The organism is bacterium, from assembly GCA_041648665.1.
Classification (GTDB): Bacteria; UBA10199; UBA10199; order 2-02-FULL-44-16; family JAAZCA01; genus JAFGMW01.
Map to the genome: position 1 here is coordinate 1 of JBAZOP010000047.1, position 22024 is coordinate 22024.

19 protein-coding genes are annotated in these 22024 nt (G+C 60.2%); 6 read left to right on the plus strand and 13 right to left on the minus strand.

The features are described from left to right. A partial coding sequence (locus WC683_13170) for an insulinase family protein (GenBank protein ID MFA4973558.1) occupies positions 1–1680 on the minus strand: 1680 nt, incomplete at its 3' end. Between the two features lie 158 nt (positions 1681–1838). On the opposite strand from WC683_13170, the gene ligA reads away from it, so the two are divergent. The 3 genes from ligA to WC683_13185 all read left to right on the plus strand — a co-directional run bounded on the left by ligA (position 1839) and on the right by WC683_13185 (position 5929). Then, a complete protein-coding gene (gene ligA / locus WC683_13175) occupies positions 1839–3773 on the plus strand; it encodes an NAD-dependent DNA ligase LigA (GenBank protein ID MFA4973559.1) in 1935 nt (644 codons plus the stop codon). Between the two features lie 31 nt (positions 3774–3804). Beyond that, complete coding sequence (nadA, locus tag WC683_13180; GenBank protein ID MFA4973560.1) at positions 3805–4863, plus strand: quinolinate synthase NadA; 1059 nt, start codon at positions 3805–3807, stop codon at positions 4861–4863. A 121-nt stretch (positions 4864–4984) separates the two neighbouring features. Then, positions 4985–5929: a hypothetical protein gene (locus WC683_13185; GenBank protein MFA4973561.1), complete on the plus strand. Its 945-nt coding sequence runs from the start codon at positions 4985–4987 to the stop codon at positions 5927–5929. Between the two features lie 25 nt (positions 5930–5954). On the opposite strand, the gene amrS is transcribed toward WC683_13185, so the two are convergent. Beyond that, positions 5955–6983: an AmmeMemoRadiSam system radical SAM enzyme gene (gene amrS / locus WC683_13190; GenBank protein ID MFA4973562.1), complete on the minus strand. Its 1029-nt coding sequence runs from the start codon at positions 6981–6983 to the stop codon at positions 5955–5957. Positions 6984–7019: 36 nt separating this feature from the next. Then, positions 7020–8636 carry a sigma 54-interacting transcriptional regulator gene (locus WC683_13195; GenBank protein ID MFA4973563.1) on the minus strand — a complete coding sequence of 539 codons (1617 nt, stop codon included), beginning with the start codon at positions 8634–8636 and terminating at the stop codon, positions 7020–7022. Positions 8637–8801: 165 nt separating this feature from the next. On the opposite strand from WC683_13195, the gene WC683_13200 reads away from it, so the two are divergent. Continuing rightward, positions 8802–9359 carry a M23 family metallopeptidase gene (locus WC683_13200; GenBank protein ID MFA4973564.1) on the plus strand — a complete coding sequence of 186 codons (558 nt, stop codon included), beginning with the start codon at positions 8802–8804 and terminating at the stop codon, positions 9357–9359. A 226-nt stretch (positions 9360–9585) separates the two neighbouring features. Beyond that, positions 9586–11058: a hypothetical protein gene (locus WC683_13205; protein MFA4973565.1), complete on the plus strand. Its 1473-nt coding sequence runs from the start codon at positions 9586–9588 to the stop codon at positions 11056–11058. Positions 11059–11167: 109 nt separating this feature from the next. Here WC683_13205 and WC683_13210 read toward each other — a convergent pair whose 3' ends face one another. Continuing rightward, positions 11168–12199, minus strand: coding sequence for a GSU2403 family nucleotidyltransferase fold protein (locus tag WC683_13210; GenBank protein ID MFA4973566.1), 1032 nt, complete (start codon positions 12197–12199; stop codon positions 11168–11170). A 104-nt stretch (positions 12200–12303) separates the two neighbouring features. On the opposite strand from WC683_13210, the gene WC683_13215 reads away from it, so the two are divergent. Then, positions 12304–13587, plus strand: a complete 1284-nt coding sequence (locus WC683_13215; GenBank protein MFA4973567.1) for a malic enzyme-like NAD(P)-binding protein — start codon at positions 12304–12306, stop codon at positions 13585–13587. Here the strand turns inward: WC683_13215 and nadC are convergent. From nadC to WC683_13260, 9 genes are all read right to left on the minus strand, one after another. Continuing rightward, on the minus strand, positions 13577–14410 hold the full coding sequence (gene nadC / locus WC683_13220) for a carboxylating nicotinate-nucleotide diphosphorylase (protein MFA4973568.1): 834 nt from the start codon (positions 14408–14410) through the stop codon (positions 13577–13579). The two genes, WC683_13215 and nadC, sit on opposite strands and share 11 nt — an antisense overlap. 3 nt (positions 14411–14413) lie before the next feature. Next, positions 14414–17098: a valine--tRNA ligase gene (locus tag WC683_13225; GenBank protein ID MFA4973569.1), complete on the minus strand. Its 2685-nt coding sequence runs from the start codon at positions 17096–17098 to the stop codon at positions 14414–14416. A gap of 302 nt (positions 17099–17400) precedes the next feature. Continuing rightward, complete coding sequence (locus tag WC683_13230; GenBank protein ID MFA4973570.1) at positions 17401–17658, minus strand: type II toxin-antitoxin system RelE/ParE family toxin; 258 nt, start codon at positions 17656–17658, stop codon at positions 17401–17403. Continuing rightward, the gene (locus WC683_13235; protein ID MFA4973571.1) at positions 17651–17917 is read right to left on the minus strand and encodes a type II toxin-antitoxin system Phd/YefM family antitoxin; all 267 of its coding nucleotides are present in this window, start codon (positions 17915–17917) and stop codon (positions 17651–17653) included. The genes WC683_13230 and WC683_13235 overlap by 8 nt, the downstream gene beginning before the upstream one ends. 232 nt (positions 17918–18149) lie before the next feature. After that, complete coding sequence (locus WC683_13240; protein ID MFA4973572.1) at positions 18150–18476, minus strand: DUF86 domain-containing protein; 327 nt, start codon at positions 18474–18476, stop codon at positions 18150–18152. Continuing rightward, the gene (locus WC683_13245) at positions 18460–18975 is read right to left on the minus strand and encodes a nucleotidyltransferase domain-containing protein (GenBank protein MFA4973573.1); all 516 of its coding nucleotides are present in this window, start codon (positions 18973–18975) and stop codon (positions 18460–18462) included. Before WC683_13245 ends, WC683_13240 begins: the two co-directional genes overlap by 17 nt. 67 nt (positions 18976–19042) lie before the next feature. Continuing rightward, positions 19043–20239, minus strand: coding sequence for an ornithine--oxo-acid transaminase (gene rocD, locus WC683_13250; GenBank protein MFA4973574.1), 1197 nt, complete (start codon positions 20237–20239; stop codon positions 19043–19045). Between the two features lie 11 nt (positions 20240–20250). After that, positions 20251–21159, minus strand: coding sequence for a proline dehydrogenase family protein (locus WC683_13255; GenBank protein MFA4973575.1), 909 nt, complete (start codon positions 21157–21159; stop codon positions 20251–20253). After that, positions 21144–22024 (minus strand): aldehyde dehydrogenase family protein (locus tag WC683_13260; protein MFA4973576.1); only part of this gene is annotated, 881 nt, incomplete at its 5' end. The genes WC683_13255 and WC683_13260, both read right to left, overlap by 16 nt.

Genomic DNA, 22024 nt, shown 5'->3' on the forward strand with positions numbered 1-22024 from the left:
CTCCTTGGCCACCTCGGAGGCGGAGAAGGCGGGGTGCGAGAGCACCTCTGAGAAAAGGGCGAATCCGTCGTGCATGTACTCGGAGAGAAACTCGCAGCGAACCCCGGAGCTGTTGCGGCCGCTGAACCCGTCGATGTTGCCGGCGATGCGCTCGATCTCCTTGGCCACTTCTATGGCGGAGCGCTTGCTCGTTCCCTTGATCATGGACCTCGACATGAGGCCCGAGAGTCCGTTCGTGGCCTCGGTCTCGTATCTCATGCCGCCCATGACCGCTGCGCACATCGCCACCACGGGCACGCTGTGGTTCTCGATGACCTGGAGATGGGCCCCATTTCTGAGCCTCATCCTGTGCAGGCGCTCCGGCTTCTGCCTGGCCGCGCCGCGCGATTTGGCCGTCTTCGACTCCACTGCGCGATGGATATCCTCCGGCTTGCCCGCGAACTTCGAGCCCTTGGGCACGATGAGCGATATCGTGCAATTGCCGGGGTTGAGATATTTCAGCGCTGCTTCCATAGCCGAGGCGGTGCTGACCGATGAGAGCATCTGATAGTAGCGCTCCTCGAAGCGATGGTCATCGGCCGTGGCCAGGAACGAGGCGATCTTGCCGGCCTGTCCCCCCACGGTCTCCTTCTCGTACACCTCGTTGGAGCGGATGTTGAGCTTGGCGCGCGCGAGCTCCCCGGACATCACCGGTTCGACCATTATCCTGCGCACTTCACTTGAGATAGCGGCCATGGCCTTAGGGACGTCCTTGTCGTCCAACATGGCGCCGATCACCCACAGCCCGGGGAACCTGGGTGTGAATGCGAACGAATAGATGTTGTGCACGAGCTTCATCTTCTGCTTCACCTGCTGTTCGAGCCTCGATGAGTCGGTGCCGCCCATGATGTGCGAGAGGACGTCGAGCGACGGCGTGTCGATGTGGTTGAGCTGAGGCACGTGGAAGCCGAGCGCAAGATATGCGCTCTGCACGTTCATCTCCTTGACGATGAGGCCTGCGCGCGTGTGAGCCGGCTCCTCGGGGATCGAGACGGAGGGCGGGAACGGGCCCTCGAAGCCCTCGAACTGTTGCTCGATCTGCTTGAGCATGGAGGCCGTCTCGAAGTCGCCGACGGCGATGAACGCGATGTTCTTCGGCCCGTACCATCTCCTGTGGAAATCGAGCAGCTGCTCCCGCGTGAATGACTTCACCGTGTGCGGGAAGCCTATGATCGGCCTGCCGTAGGGATGGACTTTGTAGGCGGTGTTGAAGAGGTGCTCGATCACCATCCTGCCCGGGTTGTCGTGCTCGCGCCGGATCTCCTCCAGTATCACCTCGGCCTCGCGCGCGAGTTCGTCGGCGTCGAAGAGCGGGTGTTTCACCGCGTCGGCGAGTATCGCCAGGCCGCGGTTCGCGAATTGAGTGGCCATGTTGATGTAGAAGACCGTCTGGTCGAGCGATGTGTAGGCGTTGATGTCTCCGCCCGCTGCCTCGACGTCCCGCGCTATCGTGCCGGTGGGCCTGGTGGGCGTGCCCTTGAAGAGCATGTGCTCGATCACGTGGCAGATGCCCGCCTCCGCGTCCGTCTCGTGCGCGCTGCCCACCTTCACCAGCGCCTGGAAGGAGACGACCTTTGCGGAGTGGTTCTCCTCGAGCAGGACCTGCATTCCGTTTTTCAACTGGAAAGTCTCTATGGCCATGAGGGAGTCCTCGCGTACGTGTCAGTGGCGGGCCTTGGGAGCGATCGATGCGGCCGCCAAATAGTCTTGAAATTCCGAAGGGTTTTGCTACGGTGCCCCCTGAATCTTGTAGCGGAAGCGGGTCTGAAAAGAAAGCGAAAATGTTGGATGGGTGGGGTATGTCGATGAAGAGATGGGAAAAGATGAGCGTCGCGGAGCTGGAGGCCGAGGTCCGCCGCCACAACCGCCTATATTTTGTGAAACATACGCCCGAGATCCCTGACATGGAGTTCGACAGGCTCGTCGAGATCCTGCGATCCAAAGCCCCGGACTCGCAGGCGCTCACTGAGATCGTCTCCGACGTAAGGCCCGCTGGCGTCAAGGTCCGCCATGCTGCGCCCATGCTCTCGCTGGACAAGTGCTACGACGACGAGGCGCTCATGGACTGGGCCTCGAAGTTCGCGGGCGACGTGATAGCCAGCCCCAAGATAGACGGCGTAGCGGTAAGCATCCGCTACGACAAATCCGGGGCCATCGTCCTCGCAGCGACGCGCGGCGACGGGGTCGAGGGTGAGCGGATAACCGAGAATGTGAAACAGATAAAGAGCGTCCCCGGCGAGGCAAAGGGCCTTGCGAGGCTGGGCGATGAGGATGGGGCAGAGGTCAGGGGCGAGATCTACATGCCGCTGTCGATATTCAAGAGGTACGAGGCTGAATTCGCCAATCCCCGCAATCTGGCTGCAGGAGCCGTGAAGCAGAAGGACCCGAAAAAGACCGGCGATTATTCGCTCTCCTTCTTCGCGTACGACCTTCGCGGCACGAAGATAAAGACCGAGCACGAGAAGCTCGCAGCGCTCGCGAAGGAGGGCTTCACGACCATCGAGTGGCGCAGGGTCTCGCGTGAGGAGATGCAGAAGGCATTCGATCACTTCCAGGGGAAGCGCGCATCCTACGACTTCGAGACGGACGGCGTGGTCTTCAAGGCCGACTGCGTGGATGAGCAGGAGAGGCTGGGCGATACGGCGCACCACCCGCGCTTTGCGATCGCCTACAAGTTTCAGGGGGACTCCGGCGTCACTACTCTTACAGAGGTGGAGTGGAGCGTGTCGCGCACAGGCGCGATAACTCCTGTGGCGATCGTGGAGCCAGTGGAGCTCTCGGGCGCGATGGTCTCGCGCGCCTCCATGCACAACCTGGGCATCGTGCGCGAGTTCATCGAAAATGGGCTCGGGATCGGCGCGCAGGTGGTGATGATGAGGCGCGGAGGTGTGATCCCTCACGTCGAGAAGGTCGAGAAGCCGGGGAAAGGCACGATCGAGATACCCCCAAAATGCCCCTCGTGCGGCGCTGCCGTGCGCGAGGAGGATGACTTTCTCTACTGTACGAACGCAAAGTCCTGCGTGCGCGCAAAGATCGCCGAGCTAGAGCACTTCGTGAAGGCAGTCGGCATAGACGGATTCGGCGAGAAGCTTCTCGAGAAGCTCTATGAGAGCGGAGAGGTGACAGAGCCGGCCGACTTCTACGAGCTCAAGGTCGGGGATCTTTTGGAGTTCGAGCGCATGGGAAAGACGCTGGCCGCCAAGCTCGTGAGCAACGTGCAGGCCAGGAGCCGCATCCCGCTCGGGGTGTTTCTTGAGGGCCTGGGCATCCGGGAGCTCGGGAGGCACGCTGCAAAGATACTCGAGGGTTTCGGCTCGCTGGACAAAGTGCTTTCCCTCACAGAGGAGGAACTCTCGCAGGTGAAGACGATCGGGCCGGTCATCGCGCGCGAGGTGGTGGAGGGGCTCAAGGCCAGGCGCAAGCTGATCCGCAAGCTCCTCAAACACGTCGTGGTGACGGCGGATGAGAGGCCGAAGACTGCCGGGCTCCTGGATGGAAAGAACTTCCTCTTCACCGGCAAGCTCCTCGCCATGGAGCGCAGCGAAGCGCAGAAGCTCGTGGAGGGGCACGGAGGCGTGGCCGCCGAATCAATGACAAAGGAGATCGACTACCTCGTTGTCGGCGACGGCGGCGGCGCGGGTTCGAAACTCGCGAAGGCGAAGAAACTTCAGGGGAAGGGCGGGAGGGTTCAGATAATAGGCGAGAAGGAATTCATGCGGATGATAAGGAGCTGACGTCTCCCGCCACAATCAGAGGAACTTTTTTATGCCTGCGATAGACAGTGTTCCGGATTCATACCGCAGTCTCGCTCCTGATGAGGTGCGAAGCCGCATACGCGCGCACAAGGAGCGGCTGGGCGAGAAACTCCTCATCCTGGGCCACTATTATCAGCGCGACGAGGTGATCGAGTTCGCCGATTTCCAGGGTGATTCCTTTAATCTGGCGCAGCACGGCGCTGCCTCCAGCGCCGAACATATCGTTTTCTGCGGCGTGCGCTTCATGGCCGAGTCCTCCTCGATCCTGGCGAAACCCGGCCAGCACGTGTACCTGCCCGCGCTCGACGCGGGCTGTCCGCTTGCGGACATGGCTCACATCTCGCAGGTCGAGGCGGCGTGGCGCATGCTGGAGGATGACGGGATTGCGGAACGGTTTCTCCCTGTCGTGTACATGAACTCAAGCGCGGAGGTGAAGGCTCTCTGCGGGGAGCGCGGCGGCACGATCTGCACCTCATCGTCCGCGGCCAAGGCATTCGACTGGGCGGCAGGACAAAATAAACGGGTATTCTTCATTCCCGATCGGAACCTCGGCATCAATACGGCGCTGGCAAAGGGGTTCAGGAAAGAAGAGATCGCTGTGTGGGACCCGTTCAAGCCGAATCAATCCGCTGCAAGGGGCGCCAAGGTCCTCATCTGGGACGGACACTGCCACGTGCACACCTTCTTCACGACGAGGGAGGTGGAGCTCGCGCGCGCGCAGTATCCGGGGTGCGTGATAGCGGTGCATCCGGAGTGCGAGCCCGATGTCGTAGCCATCTCCGACAAGAGCGGTTCGACCGCGTTTCTCAAGAAGTGCGCGGACGAGGCCCCTGCAGGCTCGACCGTGGTCATAGGCACCGAGATCAACTTTGTCTCCAGGATCGCGCGTGAAAATCCGGGCAAGCGGATCGTCCCGCTGGCGCGCTCGCTCTGCCCCAACATGTTCCGCACCTCGGCGGCCGACCTGCTCTGGGTGCTGGGCGAGCTGGGCCGGGTGAACGAGGTCCGGGTGGCGGATGAGGTGGCCGTGGGGGCCAGGGCCGCCCTGGACAGGATGCTGAGTCTCTGATCAGGCCGCCGGAACCTGGAAAATCCAAGCTAACTAATCGATAATTAAAGACAATTATCTTTGTCCAGGGACGCAACTTAAGGGGTGGGGCAACCGATAATATAGTTGGAGAGGTAACCCTATGTTCGCTGCAGGACAGGTAGTTCCAACCAATGCTGCCGAAGCCGGGGCCCTGCGCGATGACATGAACGCTCAGGCTGCCGATCTCACTGACCGCAACGGCGAGGCTGCAGACGCCCGTGGTTCAGTCGAGGACACGAGCAACGCGCTTAACGATGCCAGGCAGGCGACCGCGGATGCGAAGCAGGAGGCGGACTATTCGAAGAACCTCGCGCGCAACGCACAGCAGGAGCTCGATCAGGCGCTCGAATCGATGGAGCAGTACCAGCGCCAGATCGAGAATGAGCTCAAGTCGCTCAACCCGGACAAGGATAGGGTGGCGTCGCTGTACGAGCAGGCCAGGTTCCAGCACGAAATGTTCCTTGATGAGGTCAGGCAGAAGCTTGCCGAGGGTAAGCAGGAGCTCTTCTCAGAGCAGCAGAATCGCGACGCAGAGATCTGGAGATGCATCTGCGCCCTGATATCCGACATGGGCAGGGCGATGATAACGGACCTCGTGGGCCGCAGCTCGGCTTCCAAGAGCTTAAATTTCCCCAGCTACTTCTCTCCGAAGCAGGAGCCGACGGATCAGTCCAAGTACACCTACAACAGCGCCCAGGCTGCAGAGCGCGAGGTCGCGGCAAAAGAGGCTAACATCAGGGATCGCTCGGCCAGCAACCCGTATGCGCAGATGGTCGCCGACAAGAAGTCAAAGCTTGCCGAAAATCAGGGCAAGGAGAAGAGCGCCAACGCGACGTATGCGTCAGCCGAGTCTGCAGAGGCAAAGGCGAAGAGCGCATGGGAAGGCGCGCGAGAGGTTTACAACAGCGCCAATACAACGGCGGAGCTGGCGCAGAACAAACTCAACGACATGACCCGCGGGCTCCAGACGTATGCGGACAAGATCAACGAAGAAGACATGAAGCAGCGTCAAGAGGCGGCAGAGCGTCAACAGCAGCAGGCCTGATCTGGAACTTCAACTTCAACCCGAGTTATTTCACACGACCTGAAAGGTCTATCCCGTCTATCCGCGCGTCGCACTTGGGACACGTGGACCTGTGCGTGATGCGGTTTTCCCCTATGGCGAAACCCTCGCGCTCGATCAGGAGCTCGTTGCAGCTGTAGCAGTACGTGTTCTCCGATGGGTCGCCCGGCATGTTCCCCATGTACACGTAGCGCAGCCCGGCCTTCTTGCCTATCTCGTACGCCCTCTTGAGCGTGGCCGGAGGAGTGGGCGGAGTACTCGTGCGCTCGTAGCGCGGTGTGAAGCGGCTTATGTGCCAGGGGATCTCACGGCCCGCCTCGACCAGGAAATGCGCTATGTCTTTGAGCTCCGCCTCGTCGTCGTTCATGCCTGGCACGATGAGCGTAGTGACCTCGACCCAGATCCCCAGCTCGCGCATGTACTTTATGGAGTCGCACACGCCGTCGAGCTGCGCCTTCATCACCTTGCGGTAGGTGTCCTTGCGGAAGGACTTGAGGTCCACGTTCGCCGCGTCGAGATACGGCCTGATCAAGTCCAGCGCCTCGCGCGTCATGTAGCCGTTGGTCACGAAGCAGTTGCCGATTCCCTCGGCCTTCGCGAGCTTCGCGATATCGTACGCGTATTCGAAGAATATCGTGGGCTCGGTGTAGGTGTATGAGATCGACGCGCAGCGGTGCGTCTTCGCGTTCTTCACCGCCGCCTCGGGAAGGACCTCGCGCATCGCGACCTCGGGCGAGTCGCCGTGGCGATACTGGGATATCTCCCAGTTCTGGCAGAAGTCGCAGCGGAAGTTGCAGCCGGGCGTGGCTATCGAGAACGCGCTCGATCCCGGCTTGTAGTGAAAGAGAGGCTTCTTCTCGATGGGATCCACCGCCATTGATATGGGTTTTGCATAGAAGATGGATTTCAGCGTGCCCGCGTCGTTGTAGCGCACCTCGCAGATGCCGTATTTGCCCGCCTCGATCAGACAGTTGTGGCGGCAGAGGCGGCAGCGTACCCTGTCGCCCTCCCTGCTGTAGAGCATCGCTTCTTTCATCCGACTCCTTTCCAAGAAATGAGCGCAGGTCGCCGATCACTGACCGGGGATTTCGATCTTGAACCTGCGCATCTTAGCCTGCATGCTGGTGCGCGCGATGCCGAGCCTGCGCGCGCTCTGAGATATGTTGCCTTTGCACTCGTTGATCACCTCTATGAGGTAGGCCCGCTCCTGTTCGCGCAGCCTGCCCTTGTGGCCTTTCCTTGGCCCCATGAATGAGAGAAAAATATCTTTTCGCTCGATAACGTCGTGGTCGCAGAAGATGAGCGTCCTCTCCAACGCGTTCCTGAGCTCGCGCGCGTTGCCCATCCAGGGGTGCCCTCGCAACGCTTCGATCGCGTCGTCGCTGAGACTGGGGCTGCGGCCCTCCTTTGCCAGGGAGGTCAGGAAGTGGGAGGCGAGCGGTTCGATGTCTTCGGGCCGCTCGCGCAGCGAAGGGATGTCGACCGGGATGACGTGGATGCGGAAGAGCAGGTCCTCGCGGAATTTCCCCTCTTTGGCCATGTCGCGAAGGTTGCGGTTGGTCGCGCAGACGAGCCTGAAGTCCGCGTCTATCTCCTGCTGGCCGCCGATGCGTCTGATCTTTTTGTCTTCGAGCACGCGCAGGAGCTTGGTTTGCATGGGGAGCTCCATCTCGCCGATCTCGTCCAGGAACAGCGTGCCGCCGCCCGCCTGCTCGATGAGGCCCGGTGTGCGCTCCACGGCGCCGGTGAACGCGCCGCGCTCGTGTCCGAAGAGCTGGCCCTCGATGATGCCCGCCGGAAGCGCGCCGCAGTTTATCGCGACGAACGGCCCGCGGTTCCTGCGCGAGAGCCTGTGCACCTCGCGCGCGGCCAGCTCTTTGCCGGTGCCGCTCTCGCCCGTGATCATGACCGGCGCGTCCGAGGGGGCGGCGCGCGCGATCAGTGCGAAGACTTCGCGCATGGCCCTTGAGCGTCCCACCATCTCGCCGAGCTTCTCCGAGTTGGAGGGCACGAGCTCTTCGGCGTCGGAGAAGACGCGGTAGTACACGGTCGATCTGCCGATTGTGAACGAACCCTGCCTGTCCATGGCCGCCTGGGTCACGCGCGTGGCGTTCACGAAGAGGCCGTTGGTCGAGGCGAGGTCCACGATCTTCACCCTGTCGCCGTCCATGACGAGCTTGCAGTGGCGGCGCGATACGTACGGATCGGCCACCGCCACGTCGCAGGAGGCGTGGTGACCGATGATGATCTCGGCCTTTGCAGTGCGCTTCTTGAGAGGGGCCTGCTCCGGCGTGCGGACTATGAACTCCACGCGCCTGGTCGAGAGCCTCTTGCTGGCCGGGTCGAACGCCAGCACCTGCGTCGCGTGCGGCTCTGCCGCGATGGTGCGCACAGGCACCGCGTCGACCGTGGTCTCGATGACGAGGTTCCAGGGGCCGACTGCTATGCGGTCCCCCGCGTCTATGCGCGCTTCCTTCGTGCGCTCGCCGTTGACGAGCATGCCGTTGGTCGAGAGATCCTGCACGATGAGCGCGCCGTCGCGCCATTCGATCCTGCAGTGTTCCCTGGAGATGTCCGGGTCGAGAAGTCTGATGGTGCTTTCAGAGGAGCGGCCGACGGAGACGGGTTCGGTCCCGATCGGCTGCCTGAGGAGCATCTTGCCTGCGCGCTGGAGCGCGATCTCCAACATATTTAGAATTTAGTGGGGCGCCCTGGCGCCGTCAATCGTTAGATTCAAACTGCATCGTTTTCGTCTGAACTGCATCGAATCGATGCACGTCGCGTGCCAGATTTTCTCCTTTCGCGTCCCATCCCCCTTTCTGTGTGGCATGAAATCTGCATTGGAAGGGATTCGATGAGATCAGCCGCAATCATCCTGATGTTCTTCGTGTCCCTAGTTGCGCGCATGGCGTGCGCCGATATCCGGATCGATGAACACGTGCACTCGAGGGATATCTCAGGGAGCGGATTTCTTTTGATTGAAGACCCGGCGTCGATGATCGTGCCCCCCGCGCGATTTGAGCTCATGCCTCTGCTTGCGCCTGCAGAGGGCAGGGTGACCTCGATGTTCGGGGTACGCAGAGACCCGATCAACGGCAGGAGGGCTGCGCATGCCGGCATGGACATCGCCCGCAGCGAAGGCGCGCCGGTGTGTGCTGCGGCCGCGGGCAGGGTCGGATTCGCGGGGCTGATCTCCGGCTGCGGGATCACCGCGATCCTGGATCACGGCGCAGGGCTTGAGACCCGCTATTGTCACATGGATTCGCTCGGAGTGAGGCAGGGGCAGGTGGTGGCGCAGGGACAGAGGATAGGGAAGATCGGCGCCACCGGCCGCGCCACGGGTCCACACCTGCACTTCGAGGTCCGCCAGGACGGAATCCCGATCGATCCCGCGGAACATCTGTATTACTGATGAATCAACCTGAGACGGAGAGGGTCGAGGCATCCGCATCGATCCTCTCCGTCAAATCGGCACTTCGGTCATCGTGAACAACTCCATGATATCCCTCTATTTTTTCGTAAGGGATATCATGGAGTTGCATTTTAACTGAGCAGCGACACGTTCGCGTTTTTCTAGCAACTTTTTTTTGATCTGTGCGATAAGGGTGGAGTAAGCAAGTAAACGCAAAGGAGTGCATATGAGCATGATGTTCAACAATGGAATTTCATTCCGGACGCTCGGGCTTCCGGCGACTCCTGTGCAGGCCGCGGTGACCGCCAGGGTTCCGATGATAAGCCCCGGGGTATTGGGGAGGGTCGAGCAGGCAGATGTGAGGGCGCATGCCCCAAGGCTCGTCAATTATGGAAGTGGATATGCGCCAACGGCGAAGGGGCTGCGACAGATCGACGCGCGCGATGTCAACGCTTTTTCGAATCCATTCGCCAGGCATAATGTGCCCATCGGAGATGCCGCCTTCAGCGGTGCGGCAGTGACAATGCCGGCCTTGGATGCTGCAAACATCTATGCTGATCCAGATGCGCTGCATGTCCATCCCATGTTGGATCCGTCTATCGGCGCCGAAAGGATGATCGACCCAAAGGCGGGGCAAACAGAGGGCATGTGGGCGATGGATATTAGTACGATTCTAGGTGGCGGAGCAGCCTGCGGGTTACTCTTGGCATTGGTGGCAGGGATATCTGGTATGATGCGGAGAGTTCTTCCCGTCGACGAAGTGGATCAACTGATAGCTAAATTGAAAGAGGCCCCGGACGACGCTGTCCTCAAAGCCTTCAGGGAAACAACCAAAACAAGGCAGAACATAACTCTGTTCAAGCAGCTCTTGGAGAGGAAGTCATGGAAGACTGTCGACGAGGCCTTGAGGTATTCTTCAAGGCAGCACAATGATGACGCGCGAAACTCCTTGGTTGAGCTCGTAATCGGACAGATGGATGGGGCCCCGGACAGCACGATAGCTCAGGCCTTTATTACATCGAAAACGATAGAAAGCGGCGTCTCACTTTTTAACGGGTTATTGGAGCGAGGGAGCTGGGAGGAGACGGACAAGGCGCTGGCGCATGCGAGTGTCAATTGGAATGTAGAAGCCAAGGATCACCTGGCGAAGAAAGTTCTGAAATGGCTGGGAGATGCCCCGGTCTCGACGCTCGGGCTTGCGGCCGTATGCAGCGATTCGGAGAGTGATACAGAGACCCTGTTTCGTGAGTTGACGAAGAAAGAGGCATGGCACGCCGTGGACAGCGTGCTGGATTATGCGAGGAGGAAGTGGAATGCTAACTCGAGGAATATGTTGGTCGGGGTAATTTTGGAAGGCGTGGAGGGTTTGCCCTCACTCACCATCGAGAAGGCTGCGTACACTTCGAGTTTCATCGAAACCACCGTCAAATTGTGTGAAGTCCTCTTGTCGAGGGGGGAAGCGGAGGCGCTCAAGCGGATCGCCGAATATGCTCACCAACATTGGAATGATCAGGCCCAGGCTGCGATCAGCCCCTTTGGCATCAGGGCGTCGTTCGCCGCCGGTAGAGTTCAGCCTGTTTCTGCTGTAGCCCCCGTCAAAAAGCCGGGCCCGCCGTGTGAATTCTGCGGCGGACAGACATGGCAGGGAGAAGGTAAATGCGGCGGCTGTGGCGCTCCCGTGAAGCGGAAAGCTGTCTAAGTTCCGGAATCAAGGCTTCCGGTGCGCTGCGGATCTTAAGGCTTCTGAAAAGTAAATTGATCCAGAACTGACAAGACAACAGGCCCCGCGACCGCGGGGCCTTTTTTTGTCACAGCAGGGCAACAACTGCAGCCGGCAGCATCTTCCTTCCCTTTTCCAGGTATGATTTGAATTTACCTCCGATACGCGCAACGCTACGGAGTGCTGTGGCGAGCTCCGTAGGTCTCTCCTCGGCGAGTACGGCGATGAGCTCCGCTGCCTGTTCCAGATCCTTTTGCGTCTTGGCGGCCTCAGACGAGGGCCTGCGCGCGGCGATCGCGAGCTTGTGCACGGCAAAGCGGGCGGGGTTAGGCACTGTGACCGCTATACCCTTGCCCGGCCCGATCAGGACCGCGTCGATCGCATCCTTGATCAGGAAATCGAGAAAGGGCAGCGGTGTCGCGCCCGCGCCGCTTATGTTCGGGAGCTTCACGTTTCCGCGCGGCCTTCCCGCAAGCGGAGTGAGCAGATCTACCCTGAGCCCCTCAGCGGAGAGAAAGGAAGACGAAGGATATTTTGCGGAGAGTGCCGGGACCTCGTGAAAGTTGAGTCCGGTCTTTCGGAGGATGGCGAGAATATCCACCGACCTGGGGAGCGCAACTGAGATGGTCGGCTCGCTCACGATGTCTATGTCGTTCGTCCTGAGCGAGCTGCCTGCGAAGATTGCGCCCAAAAGACAGGAGTAGGCTGCAAAGGCTTGAGTGCCTATCAACACTCCGTGTTTGTGGGCGAGCCCTGCGTCCGAAAGCGCCGAGAGCGCCTGGGCCTCTCGGCGGTCGAGCGAGGGCAGGCCCCCTCGGCGGAGCATCGCCGCAAGTCTCTGCTCTTTCTTGACGAGTTCGCTGAGGGCTTTCTTCCTATCCAGCGCCTTGGCCCTGGCTGCCTCCACCTTTGTGTCGTTATTTGGATTTGATGGCCCGAAGTAGACCTGTTTTGCGACCCCATCCTCGTAGCGCTGCATGTACCAGTAGGTGGCTCCCTTGACGCGCTTTCGGGCAAAGGTCCCCTCGGCGTGCATCCCGCGCTCCATTTCGACTCTCGCCAGCGCCGCCTCGCGGAATTCGGCGCAGAGCGTCCTCACCGCCAGATCCATTCTCTCCATGTTATACGTTATAACATGGATTAATACAGATATCAACGTATAACTGGAGCGACCGGAATAACGGGTTTGAGTTATTTTCGGAATTCGCATAGTAAAGGCGGCCTATGGAAAAGCGAAATTTAAAGGACGACGCCTTGCGATATCATCGCGAGGGCAGGCCGGGCAAGATCGAGATAAGCATCACCAAGCCATGCGCCACCCAGCGCGACCTCTCGCTCGCGTACACGCCCGGCGTGGCCGAGCCCTGCCGCGAGATCGAGCGCGACCCCACCCTCGCGTACGAGTACACGGCGCGCGGAAATCTCATCGCCGTGGTCAGCAACGGCACCGCGGTGCTGGGGCTGGGCGATATCGGGCCGCTCGCCGGCAAACCAGTGATGGAGGGCAAGGCGCTCCTCTTCAAACGCTTCGCAGACGTTGATGCGTTCGACATAGAAGTGGATGAGAAGGACCCTGCCAAACTCATTCAGATCGTGAAGTCGCTGGAGCCCACCTTCGGCGGCATAAACCTCGAGGACATCAAGGCGCCCGAGTGCTTCGAGATCGAGCGTGCGCTCATCGAGGCGATGGATATCCCGGTATTCCACGACGACCAGCACGGCACTGCGATCATCACCACCGCCGGTCTCATGAACGCGCTTGAGATCACGGGCCGCAGGGCAGGGGAGATCAAGGTGGTCTTCTCCGGCGCCGGCGCCGCCGCTGTCTCGTGCGCGCGCATGATCGAGTCGCTCGGCGTGCCCGTGGACAATATTTACATGTGCGACCGCAAGGGGATGATCACCCACGACCGCGCCGAGCAGGAGCCCTGGCGCGGCCGCTTTGCCAAACGCTCCGGCCCCGCGGACCTCGCCGCGTGCATGAAGGGGGCGGACGTGTTCGTCGGCCTCTCTGCGGGCGGGGTGGTGTCAAAGGAGATGGTGAAGTCTATGGCTGCGCGGCCGATCATATTCGCCATGGCCAACCCTGACCCGGAGATCATGCCCGAGGATGCGCGCGCTGCGAAACCGGACGCGATCATAGCCACCGGTCGCTCGGACTATCCGAACCAGATCAACAACGTGCTCGGCTTCCCGTTCATCTTCCGCGGCGCGCTCGACGTGCGCGCGCGCAGGATAAGCGAGGGGATGAAGATGGCGGCCTCTCGCTCGCTAGCAGCTCTCGCCAAGGAGCCGGTGTCCAAGTCCATATGCGACGCCTATAAGGTGGATCGCATCGAGTTCGGAGTTGATTACATCATCCCCAAGCCCATCGACCCGCGCGTGCTCCTGTGGGAGGCACCCGCGGTCGCCAATGCCGCCTGCGACGAAGGCTTCGCCCGAAAGCCGATCAAGGACATCGAGCTCTACAAGAAATCCCTCGCAGCAAGACTCAAGATCACTGGCTGATTTCGATTGTCATGTTTATATCCGCCGCAGGGGCGGAGTGGGTGATGGCGCCGACCGAGATGAAGTCCACGCCTGTCTCGGCATAGGCGCGCACGTTGGCGAGCGTCACGTTGCCCGAGACCTCGAGCTTCGCGCGGCCTGCCGCCAGCTTCACCGCCTCGCGCATCTGATGGACGGTCATGTTGTCCAGCATCACGATATCTGCTTTGCAATCGAGCGCCTCTTTGACCTGGTCCAGCGTGCACGTCTCGATCTCGATCTTCTGGTCCGGTTTTCTTGCGTTGATCGCGAGCTTCACTGCGTTGCAGATCGAGCCTGCGGCCGCGATGTGATTGTTCTTGATGAGGAAGCGGTCGTAGAGTCCCATACGGTGGTTCTGGCACCCGCCCATCTTGGCCGCGTGCTTCTCGAGCTCGCGGTAGCCGGGCGCGGTCTTCCTGGTGTCGAGCACGATCGTGTTCGTTCCTGCGACTGCATCCGCGAACTTTCTCGCCAGGGTGGCGATTCCGCACAGGCGCATGAGAAAGTTGAGCGCGATTCGCTCTGCAGCGAGCAGCGAGTGAGCGCTCCCCTCAACCGTGGCGAGCACATCGCCCGTCTTGCAGAGGTCCCCGTCGGCTGCCCGCGTCTGCCACGTCACATTGGAGTCAATGGCCTCGAAGACGCGGCGCGCGGTGTCGAGCCCGGCGAGGACGAGCGTTTGCTTTGCGCTGATGTATCCTGCGGCCTCGAGCGAGGCCGGCACTGTGGCCTGGGCCGTGATGTCGCCGCTTCCCACGTCCTCCTCGATGGCCATCTGTATGAGTTGGTCCAGTTTGTTCATAGATTATCCCAATGCAGCGAGGGCCTTTCTCAATTTCTCGAGGCGGGCCTCTGCTTCTTGCTTCTTGGCGCGCTCGCGATCCACGATCTCTGAGGGCGCCCTGGCTGTGAACGACTCGTTGCCGAGTTTTCGATCCACCGCTTCAATCTCGGACTCGGCGCGCGCGATCTCCTTTGAGAGTCTGGCGCGCTCGGCTTCGATGTCGATCAGACCCGCGTACGGGATGTAGGTTGTCTGGCTCTGTGTGACGCCGGTCGCCGCCTTCTTGGTCTCCTCGGGCTCATGGCCTGCGCTCACCGAGACGAGCCGATCCACGCGCGCCAGGTGTTCCACGTATCGCGGCGCCTCTTCGGAGAGCTTTGCCATGTGCTTGTCGTGGAAAGCTGCTATCGCAACGGGTATGCGCTTCTTAGGGTCCACGTTGCTCTCGCCTCGGATGTTGCGGATCGCCTCCACAGGCTCCATGATCGCGGCGCTGAACGCATCCGCCTCGTCTTCGAAGCGAGGTTTTTCGGCCTTCGGATAATGCGATGTGATCAGCATCTCCTCTTCGGGCATGAGATGCCCCCATATTTCCTCGGTGATGAAGGGGAGGAAGGGGTGCGCGAGTTTTAGGATGTCCGTGAGCACGCGCCTCAGCGTGTGCTGCGTGGCTGCTCTGGCTTCGGGGTTGTCCTTGTCGTTCAGGTGCAGCTTCGCAGCCTCCACGTACCAGTCGCAGAACTCGTTCCACACGAATTGATACAGGGTCTGAGCCGCCACGCTGAATTTGAAGTCGTCCAGCGCCTCGCGCATGTTGAGCGTGACGTGAGAGAGGCGGTTCAATATCCAGCGGTCCGCGAGGTTGAGGAGTTTGTCGGCCGGCGCTTTGTCCGGAATGTCCTCCAGGTTCATCATCGCGAAGCGAGCCGCGTTCCAGAGTTTGTTGCAGAAGTTGCGGCCCATCTCGAACTTGGATTCGCTGAGCTTTAAGTCCTGGCCTTCGGTGGATAGCACCATGAGCGAGTATCTCATCGCGTCGGCGCCGTACTTGTCGATAACGTCGATCGGGTCTATTCCGTTGCCGAGCGACTTCGACATCTTGCGGCCCTGCTCGTCGAGTATCGTTCCGTGGATGTAGACGTCCGAGAAGGGGACGTCTCCCATCATCTTGAGCCCCATCATCACCATGCGCGCGACCCAGAAGTAGATGATGCCGCGGTCGGTGACGAGGGTGGCGGTCGGGTAATATGAGGCGAGCGGTGCCGTCTCTTCGGGCCAGCCGAGCGTGGAGAAGGGCCAGAGTGCAGAGGAGAACCACGTGTCGAGCACGTCTTCGTCCTGTACGAGGTTTGTGCCGCCGCAATGGGGACACTTGGTCGGCGTGTCGCGCGCCACTATCGGAGGACAATTCGTCCTCTGGTTGCCGTCGGACGGATTGGTGCAGTACCACACCGGTATCCGATGTCCCCACCAGATCTGGCGGGAGATGCACCAGTCGCGCGCGTTTTCGAGCCACTGTAGGTAGAAGGATTCCCAGCGGTCGGGGTGAAAGTGAATCTTTTTCTCCGTGTTTTCTTGAATTTTGATTGCGTCGCCTGCCAGTCCCCTCATCCTCACGAACCACTGGTCAGAGAGCCACGGCTCGATCGTCGTATGGCATCGGTAGCAGTGGCCCACTGCATGCAAGTGGTCCTCGATTTTATCGATCAGCCCCTGACTCTCCAGCTCCTGCACGAGCACGTCCCTGCAATCGTCGCGCGTAAGACCCCGGTATTTTTCGGGCGCCTCGTCGCTCATGGTCGCGTCTTCGTTCATCACGTTGATGCGCGGGAGATTGTGCCGCTCGCCTATCATGAAGTCGTTGGGATCGTGAGCAGGAGTCACCTTTACCGCGCCGGTGCCGAATGAGGAATCCACGAAGTCGTCCGCCACGATCGGAATCCTGCGCCCGGTCTCGGGCAGGTGCACGAGCTTTCCTATCAAGTGCGTGTAGCGCTCGTCCTTCGGGTTCACCGCCACGGCGGTGTCGCCGAGCATGGTCTCCGGACGCGTCGTTGCGACGGTCACGTGGCCCGCGCCCTCGACCATGGGGTATTTGATGTGCCAGAGGCTTCCTTTTTCGTCCTTGTGATCCACCTCGTCGTCGGCGAGCGCGGTGCGGCAGCGCGGGCACCAGTTCACTATGTATTTGCCGCGATAGATCAGCCCCTCGTCGTAGAGACGCACAAAGCACTCGCGGACCGCGCGCGTGAGTCCCTCGTCGAGCGTGAATCGAGTGCGTTCCCAGTCGCAGGATGCGCCGAGCGCGCGCAGCTGCGTGAGAATCCTGTCGCCGTACTGCTCGCGCCACTTCCAGATGCGTTCGATCAGCGCCTCGCGGCCGATCTGCTGGCGGCGCTTGCCCTCGGACTTGAGGAGCTCGCGCTCGACCACGTTTTGCGTGGCGATGCCCGCGTGGTCGGTCCCCGGTTGCCAGAGCGCCGCGAAGCCGTCCATGCGCTTGTAGCGGATGAGCACGTCCTGCAATGTGTTGTTGAGCCCGTGCCCCATGTGGAGCGCGCCCGTCACGTTGGGCGGCGGGATGACGATGCAGTAGGGCTTGGCCTTCGGCGAATCCGGCGCGTGGAAGGCGCCCGATCGTTCCCACGCCTCGTACCAACGCGCCTCCACCTCTTTGTGCTCGTATGCTTTTGGCAGTTCCTTCAAAACCCTCTCCGATCGATGATTTCTAAGGAGGCAGAATATCTAGGGAATTCAGGCGAAGGTGTCAACAAGCTTCAGTTGTGGGGGTGCCCCGCATTTGTAGACGGAACGGGTCGGCGCACTCTTCTCGCTTTCGCTCGTCGCCTCATGCGCCGGCTCCTCGCGGGCTTTCGTCGGCCGGTATATTATAGGGCTATTGAACCCGGCCTCCCTGCCTACCGGCAGGCAGGCTCGATGCCCGCTGCGAAGAGTACCCCGACCCGTTCCGTCAAATCGGCATTCTTTACGCCTGCAACTCTTTACTATTATCTATAGGCTTCTTTTCTATGGGCTATGCGGATGATCTCAATCTGGACGACGCTTTTGCGGACGAAGTAGACAATGCGGTAATCGCCGACTCTGAATGAACGGTAGTCGGAAAGCTCGGCCTTGAGTTGCTTTCCAAGAAACGGGTTGTCGGTGAGCTTTGCGATTGCGTGAGCCATGCGCGGCCGCACAAATTTCGGCAGGGCCATGAACTGGCTCTCCGCAAGGGGTGTAAAGACTATCTTGTATCTAGCCACGAATCTTCTCCAAGACCTTTTCAAATGGGATGCCCTTGCCTGCATCGAGATCCTGACGTGCCTTTCTTATCTCTTCCATCGCTTCCTTATCGCTCATGATCTCCATCGTCTCGATCCAGCCCTCGTAGTCGTCCACTGACATGAGCACAGCCCTGGGCTCCCCGTTTCTGGTTATGAGGTAGCGCTCGAAGCTCTCGTCCGAGTCACGTATCAATTCGAGGAGCCTCTTCTTTGCATCGGTTGCGGTTATGGATTTCATGGTCGCCCCCTGATCTTTATTCTCACCATCTCTAGTCATAATTATAACCATTTCTGGAAGAGGGGTCAATGCTGCTCAGATATCTTTGTAACCCACCGTAATCCCATCACACTAAAGCGGGAATCCCTTGAGAAGAGCTGGATCCCCGATTAAGGCACTCGGGGATGACGTCGTGTTGAGGAATTCGGGGATGACAGAGGGATACGATGAGCGCGATGGGTAGGAACATCCATCAGATTTTTGTCTTTAGATACGCCTTGAGTTTCGGAAGTTCGCTCTTCACCGTCTTCCAGACGATCGCAAGGTCAACGCCTAGGTAGTCGTGGATCAGGCGGTTGCGCATGCCCACGATCGCCTTCCATGGGATTGGGGAGTCCTGGACCGCATTCGATGGGATTCTGCCCGCTGCCTCGCCGATGATTTCCAGCTGCCGGATGACCGCATCCTGTGTCTTGGCGTCTCGAATGAATGCTGGCTCCTTCATGCGGCCGACGTATGACTCGATCCGGCCGATCGAGTCCAGCATGTGGAGAAAAAAGGGTTCAGGCCGCTTCTTCATATAGCACCTCGCGACCCTTGATGATCTCGTTCTTGAGATGTGGGGAGAGGGCGCCCGGCGTGACCACGTCCAGTTCGTGTGATGTCTTCACCAGAGTCTTCAGCTCCTCCTCTATGCGGGCGAGATCAAACAAAGATACCGGCTTTCTGAATTCGATGAGTATATCTATGTCGCTCTGATCGCGAAAATCCGGGCGCAGGATCGAGCCGAAGAGTGCGAACATCCTGATGCCGTGTTTGCGGCAGAACTTTCGCAACGCCTTGCGGTCGACGGGAAAGCGCGACTCGATCGCACTGGCTCCCTTTGCAGAGGAGAGCGGGGCGATTTCAAGCCCCTGGCCCAACGCTGCGAGTACCTTAGTGAGATTTTCGATGTGGAGGTTGGCTCCGGTCAGAAACGAGGCTATGCTCTGCCTTCTCACTCCGCTTTTCTCAGCCAGAGCCCTGACGGAGAGCCCCTGTTCGTCGATCAGCTTCTTTACCCTTGCTCTGATGTCCATGGGGATATGGTACTAAAAATAGGTCCATAAGTCAAGAGGACCTATTTTTAGGTCTAAGGGACGGGAACTACTTACTCAGCACTTCTGTGATCGTCTTGAGCGCACCGGCGAGTTCGTCCTTCTTGATCACGAGCGGCGGGGCGAAGCGGATGGTCGTGCCGTGCGTGTCCTTGGCAAGTATACCGCGGTTCATGAGCTCGAGCGAGAAGGGGCGCGCGATCTCGTGCAGCTCGAGGCCGGTGAGAAGCCCCTTGCCGCGGATCTCCTTGATGCGCGGGTGTTTGATTTTGTGTAACTCGCCGCGGAAAAAATCGCCCAGTTCCGCAGAGCGTTCTGCCAGGTGCTCATCCTCTATGACCTCTATCGATGCGGTCGCGACCGCGCACGCGAGCGGATTCCCGCCGAATGTGGAGCCGTGGTTGCCCGGCTCGAACGCGGCCATCATGATCTCGTCGTCCGCCACGATCCCTGAAATCGGATACACGCCGCCGCCCATGGCCTTGCCCAAACAGATGACGTCGGGCCGCACGCCCTCCCAGTCCGAGCAGAATCTGCGGCCTGTACGGCCGAAGCCGGTCTGGATTTCATCGGCGATGAGGAGCACGCTGTTCTGCTTGCAGATCTCGGCGCAGCGTTTGAGAAATCCCTCGGAAGGCACGAAGACCCCTGCCTCCCCCTGTATCGGCTCGACCAGGAAGGCCACGGTCTCTTGCGTGATCGCGCGCTCGAGCGCGGCTGCATCATTATATGGTATGACGTCGAAGCCTGGGGTGAAGGGGCCGAAGCCCCCGCGGCAAACTGGGTCGGTGGAGAAGCCGATGATCGTGGTCGTGCGGCCGTGGAAGTTCCCCTCGCACACAATGATCCTCGCTTTGTCCTCGGCGACCTTCTTTCGCTGATAGCCCCAGCGGCGCGCGGATTTGATTGCGGTCTCCACCGCCTCTGCGCCGGTGTTCATGAGGAGCCCCTTGTCGTAGCCCGCGTAGGTCGTGAGCTTCTTGAGGAACGGGCCCATCTGATCGTTGTGGAACGCGCGCGAGGTGAGAGTGAGGCGGTCGGCCTGGTCCTTGAGGGCCTTCACAATCTTAGGGTGACGATGTCCCTGGTTCACCGCGGAGTACGCGGAGAGCATGTCGATGTATTTTTTGCCCTCAACATCCTTTACCCATATCCCCTCCGCCTCGGAGATGACCACGGGCAACGGGTGGTAGTTGTGCGCGCTGTAGCGTTCGACCTCTGCGATGAATTTTTCGGTCTTGGACATCTCTTCCTCCGTCATCTGACAAAAAAGTGTTTCAATATGAAGAGGGCGTTCTCCTTTCGCTCCCTGATGCGGCGCCAGGTGTAGGGCACCCATGAGCGGCCGAAGGGAACGTAGACCCTAAGCTTCCAACCCTCGGATACGATCTGCCTCTGCAGCCTGGGCCTGATGCCGTAGAGCATCTGGAACTCGAAGCGGTCCTTTGCGATGCCCTGGGCAGAGACAAACCTCTTGATCTCGTCTATGAGATACGGGTCGTGCGTTGCGATGCCGTGAAAGAGACCGGTGGTCAGAAGCCTCTTGGATATGGAGAGAAACGCCCTCTGCACGTCCTCCATCTTCTGCAGCGCCAAGCCGGCCGGCTCCTTGTACGCGCCTTTGCAAAGCCTTATGGGGATTTCGCGCGCCACCATCGCCAGCGCGTCCTCTGGCGTGCGGATGAGCATCGCCTGCAACGCCGCTCCTATCGGCGTCAGTCTCGTGCGCTTCATCCTCTTCACCATGTCGAGTGTGGCCTGGGTCGCGTCCGAACCCTCCATGTCGACGCGCACGAAGCCGCCGACGTCCTCGGCGGTTTTAACGATTCGCTCGAGATTTATGGCGCAGAGCTCGGGGTCGATCATGAGGCCCAGCTGCGAGAGCTTCACCGAAACGTTGCGGTCCAGGGCCCTCTCCTTCAGCGCCTTGAGCATCACCACGTATTGCTCGGTGGCTATCTTCGTCTCCTCTTTCGAGGCCACCTTCTCGCCGAGGTGGTCGATCGTCGTGGAGAAGCCCTGGGATTTCAACTGCGCCAGGACATCCAGCGCGGAGGGCAGGGTGGTGCCTGCGATGAATCTTCTCGCGAATGGCGCCATCAGCGTGGAGAGCGTCCAGCCCAGCACGCGCGACGCGGTGCGGGTTGTCTTCACAGTCTCTGGCATATGGATTTGGACTGCAGGAAGAGCAGCAGGTAGTCGCTGCCGCCGGCCTTGGAGCAGGTGCCGGACATGTTGTACCCGCCGAAGGGCTGCACGCCCACGAGGGCGCCGGTGATCTTGCGGTTGATGTAGAAGTTGCCGCAGAAGCACTCGCGCCTGGCCTTCTCTATCCTGCCTGCGTTTTTCGTGAATACGCCGCCCGTGAGCCCGTACTCGGTGCTGTTGAATATCTCGATCGAGTGGTCGAAGTCTCGCGACTTGATGACGGCCAGCAGCGGTCCGAACACCTCCTCCTGCGCGAGTCTGGCCGCGGGGGGGACATCGGCGATGATCGTGGGCTGTATGAAATAACCCTGATCGTCCGAGGCCTCTCCTCCGCAGAGGAGTCTGCCCTCCTTGGAGCCGGTCTTTATGTACTCGCGGATCTTGTCGAAGGAGGATTTGTTGACCACCGGTCCCATCCAGTTCGTGGGGTCACGCGTCGGCCCTACTTTTATCTTCTTAGTGCGCGCGACGAGTTTCTCGATGAAGGCGTCATAGACCTTCTCGTCCACGATCGCCCGCGAGCATGCGGAGCACTTCTGCCCCTGGAAGCCGAAGGCGGATATCGCGATGCCCTCTGCTGCGGCGTCCAGATCCGCCTCGCTGTCCACTATCGCGGCGTCCTTGCCGCCCATCTCCGCCGTGACCCGCTTGATCCATCTCTGTCCTTCGCGGTGCTTTGCAGCCTGCTCTACGATGTGCAGCCCCACGTCGCGCGAGCCGGTGAAGTTGATGAAGCGCGTCTTCGGGCTCGCGACGAGGTGTTCACCTGCATCGGAGCCGCTGCCCGGCAGGAAATTGATGACGCCGTCGGGGAAACCGGCTT

Coding starts and splice junctions, on each gene's coding strand:
- WC683_13240 (MFA4973572.1), bottom strand. CDS start 18,476: ATGAAGAAGCGGCCTGAACCCTTTTTTCTCCACATGCTGGACTCGATC.
- WC683_13245 (MFA4973573.1), bottom strand. CDS start 18,975: ATGGACATCAGAGCAAGGGTAAAGAAGCTGATCGACGAACAGGGGCTC.
- rocD (MFA4973574.1), bottom strand. CDS start 20,239: ATGTCCAAGACCGAAAAATTCATCGCAGAGGTCGAACGCTACAGCGCG.
- WC683_13200 (MFA4973564.1), top strand. CDS start 8,802: ATGAGATCAGCCGCAATCATCCTGATGTTCTTCGTGTCCCTAGTTGCG.
- WC683_13185 (MFA4973561.1), top strand. CDS start 4,985: ATGTTCGCTGCAGGACAGGTAGTTCCAACCAATGCTGCCGAAGCCGGG.
- WC683_13210 (MFA4973566.1), bottom strand. CDS start 12,199: ATGGAGAGAATGGATCTGGCGGTGAGGACGCTCTGCGCCGAATTCCGC.
- WC683_13215 (MFA4973567.1), top strand. CDS start 12,304: ATGGAAAAGCGAAATTTAAAGGACGACGCCTTGCGATATCATCGCGAG.
- WC683_13235 (MFA4973571.1), bottom strand. CDS start 17,917: ATGAAATCCATAACCGCAACCGATGCAAAGAAGAGGCTCCTCGAATTG.
- ligA (MFA4973559.1), top strand. CDS start 1,839: ATGTCGATGAAGAGATGGGAAAAGATGAGCGTCGCGGAGCTGGAGGCC.
- WC683_13195 (MFA4973563.1), bottom strand. CDS start 8,636: ATGTTGGAGATCGCGCTCCAGCGCGCAGGCAAGATGCTCCTCAGGCAG.
- WC683_13205 (MFA4973565.1), top strand. CDS start 9,586: ATGAGCATGATGTTCAACAATGGAATTTCATTCCGGACGCTCGGGCTT.
- nadA (MFA4973560.1), top strand. CDS start 3,805: ATGCCTGCGATAGACAGTGTTCCGGATTCATACCGCAGTCTCGCTCCT.
- amrS (MFA4973562.1), bottom strand. CDS start 6,983: ATGAAAGAAGCGATGCTCTACAGCAGGGAGGGCGACAGGGTACGCTGC.
- nadC (MFA4973568.1), bottom strand. CDS start 14,410: ATGAACAAACTGGACCAACTCATACAGATGGCCATCGAGGAGGACGTG.
- WC683_13255 (MFA4973575.1), bottom strand. CDS start 21,159: ATGCCAGAGACTGTGAAGACAACCCGCACCGCGTCGCGCGTGCTGGGC.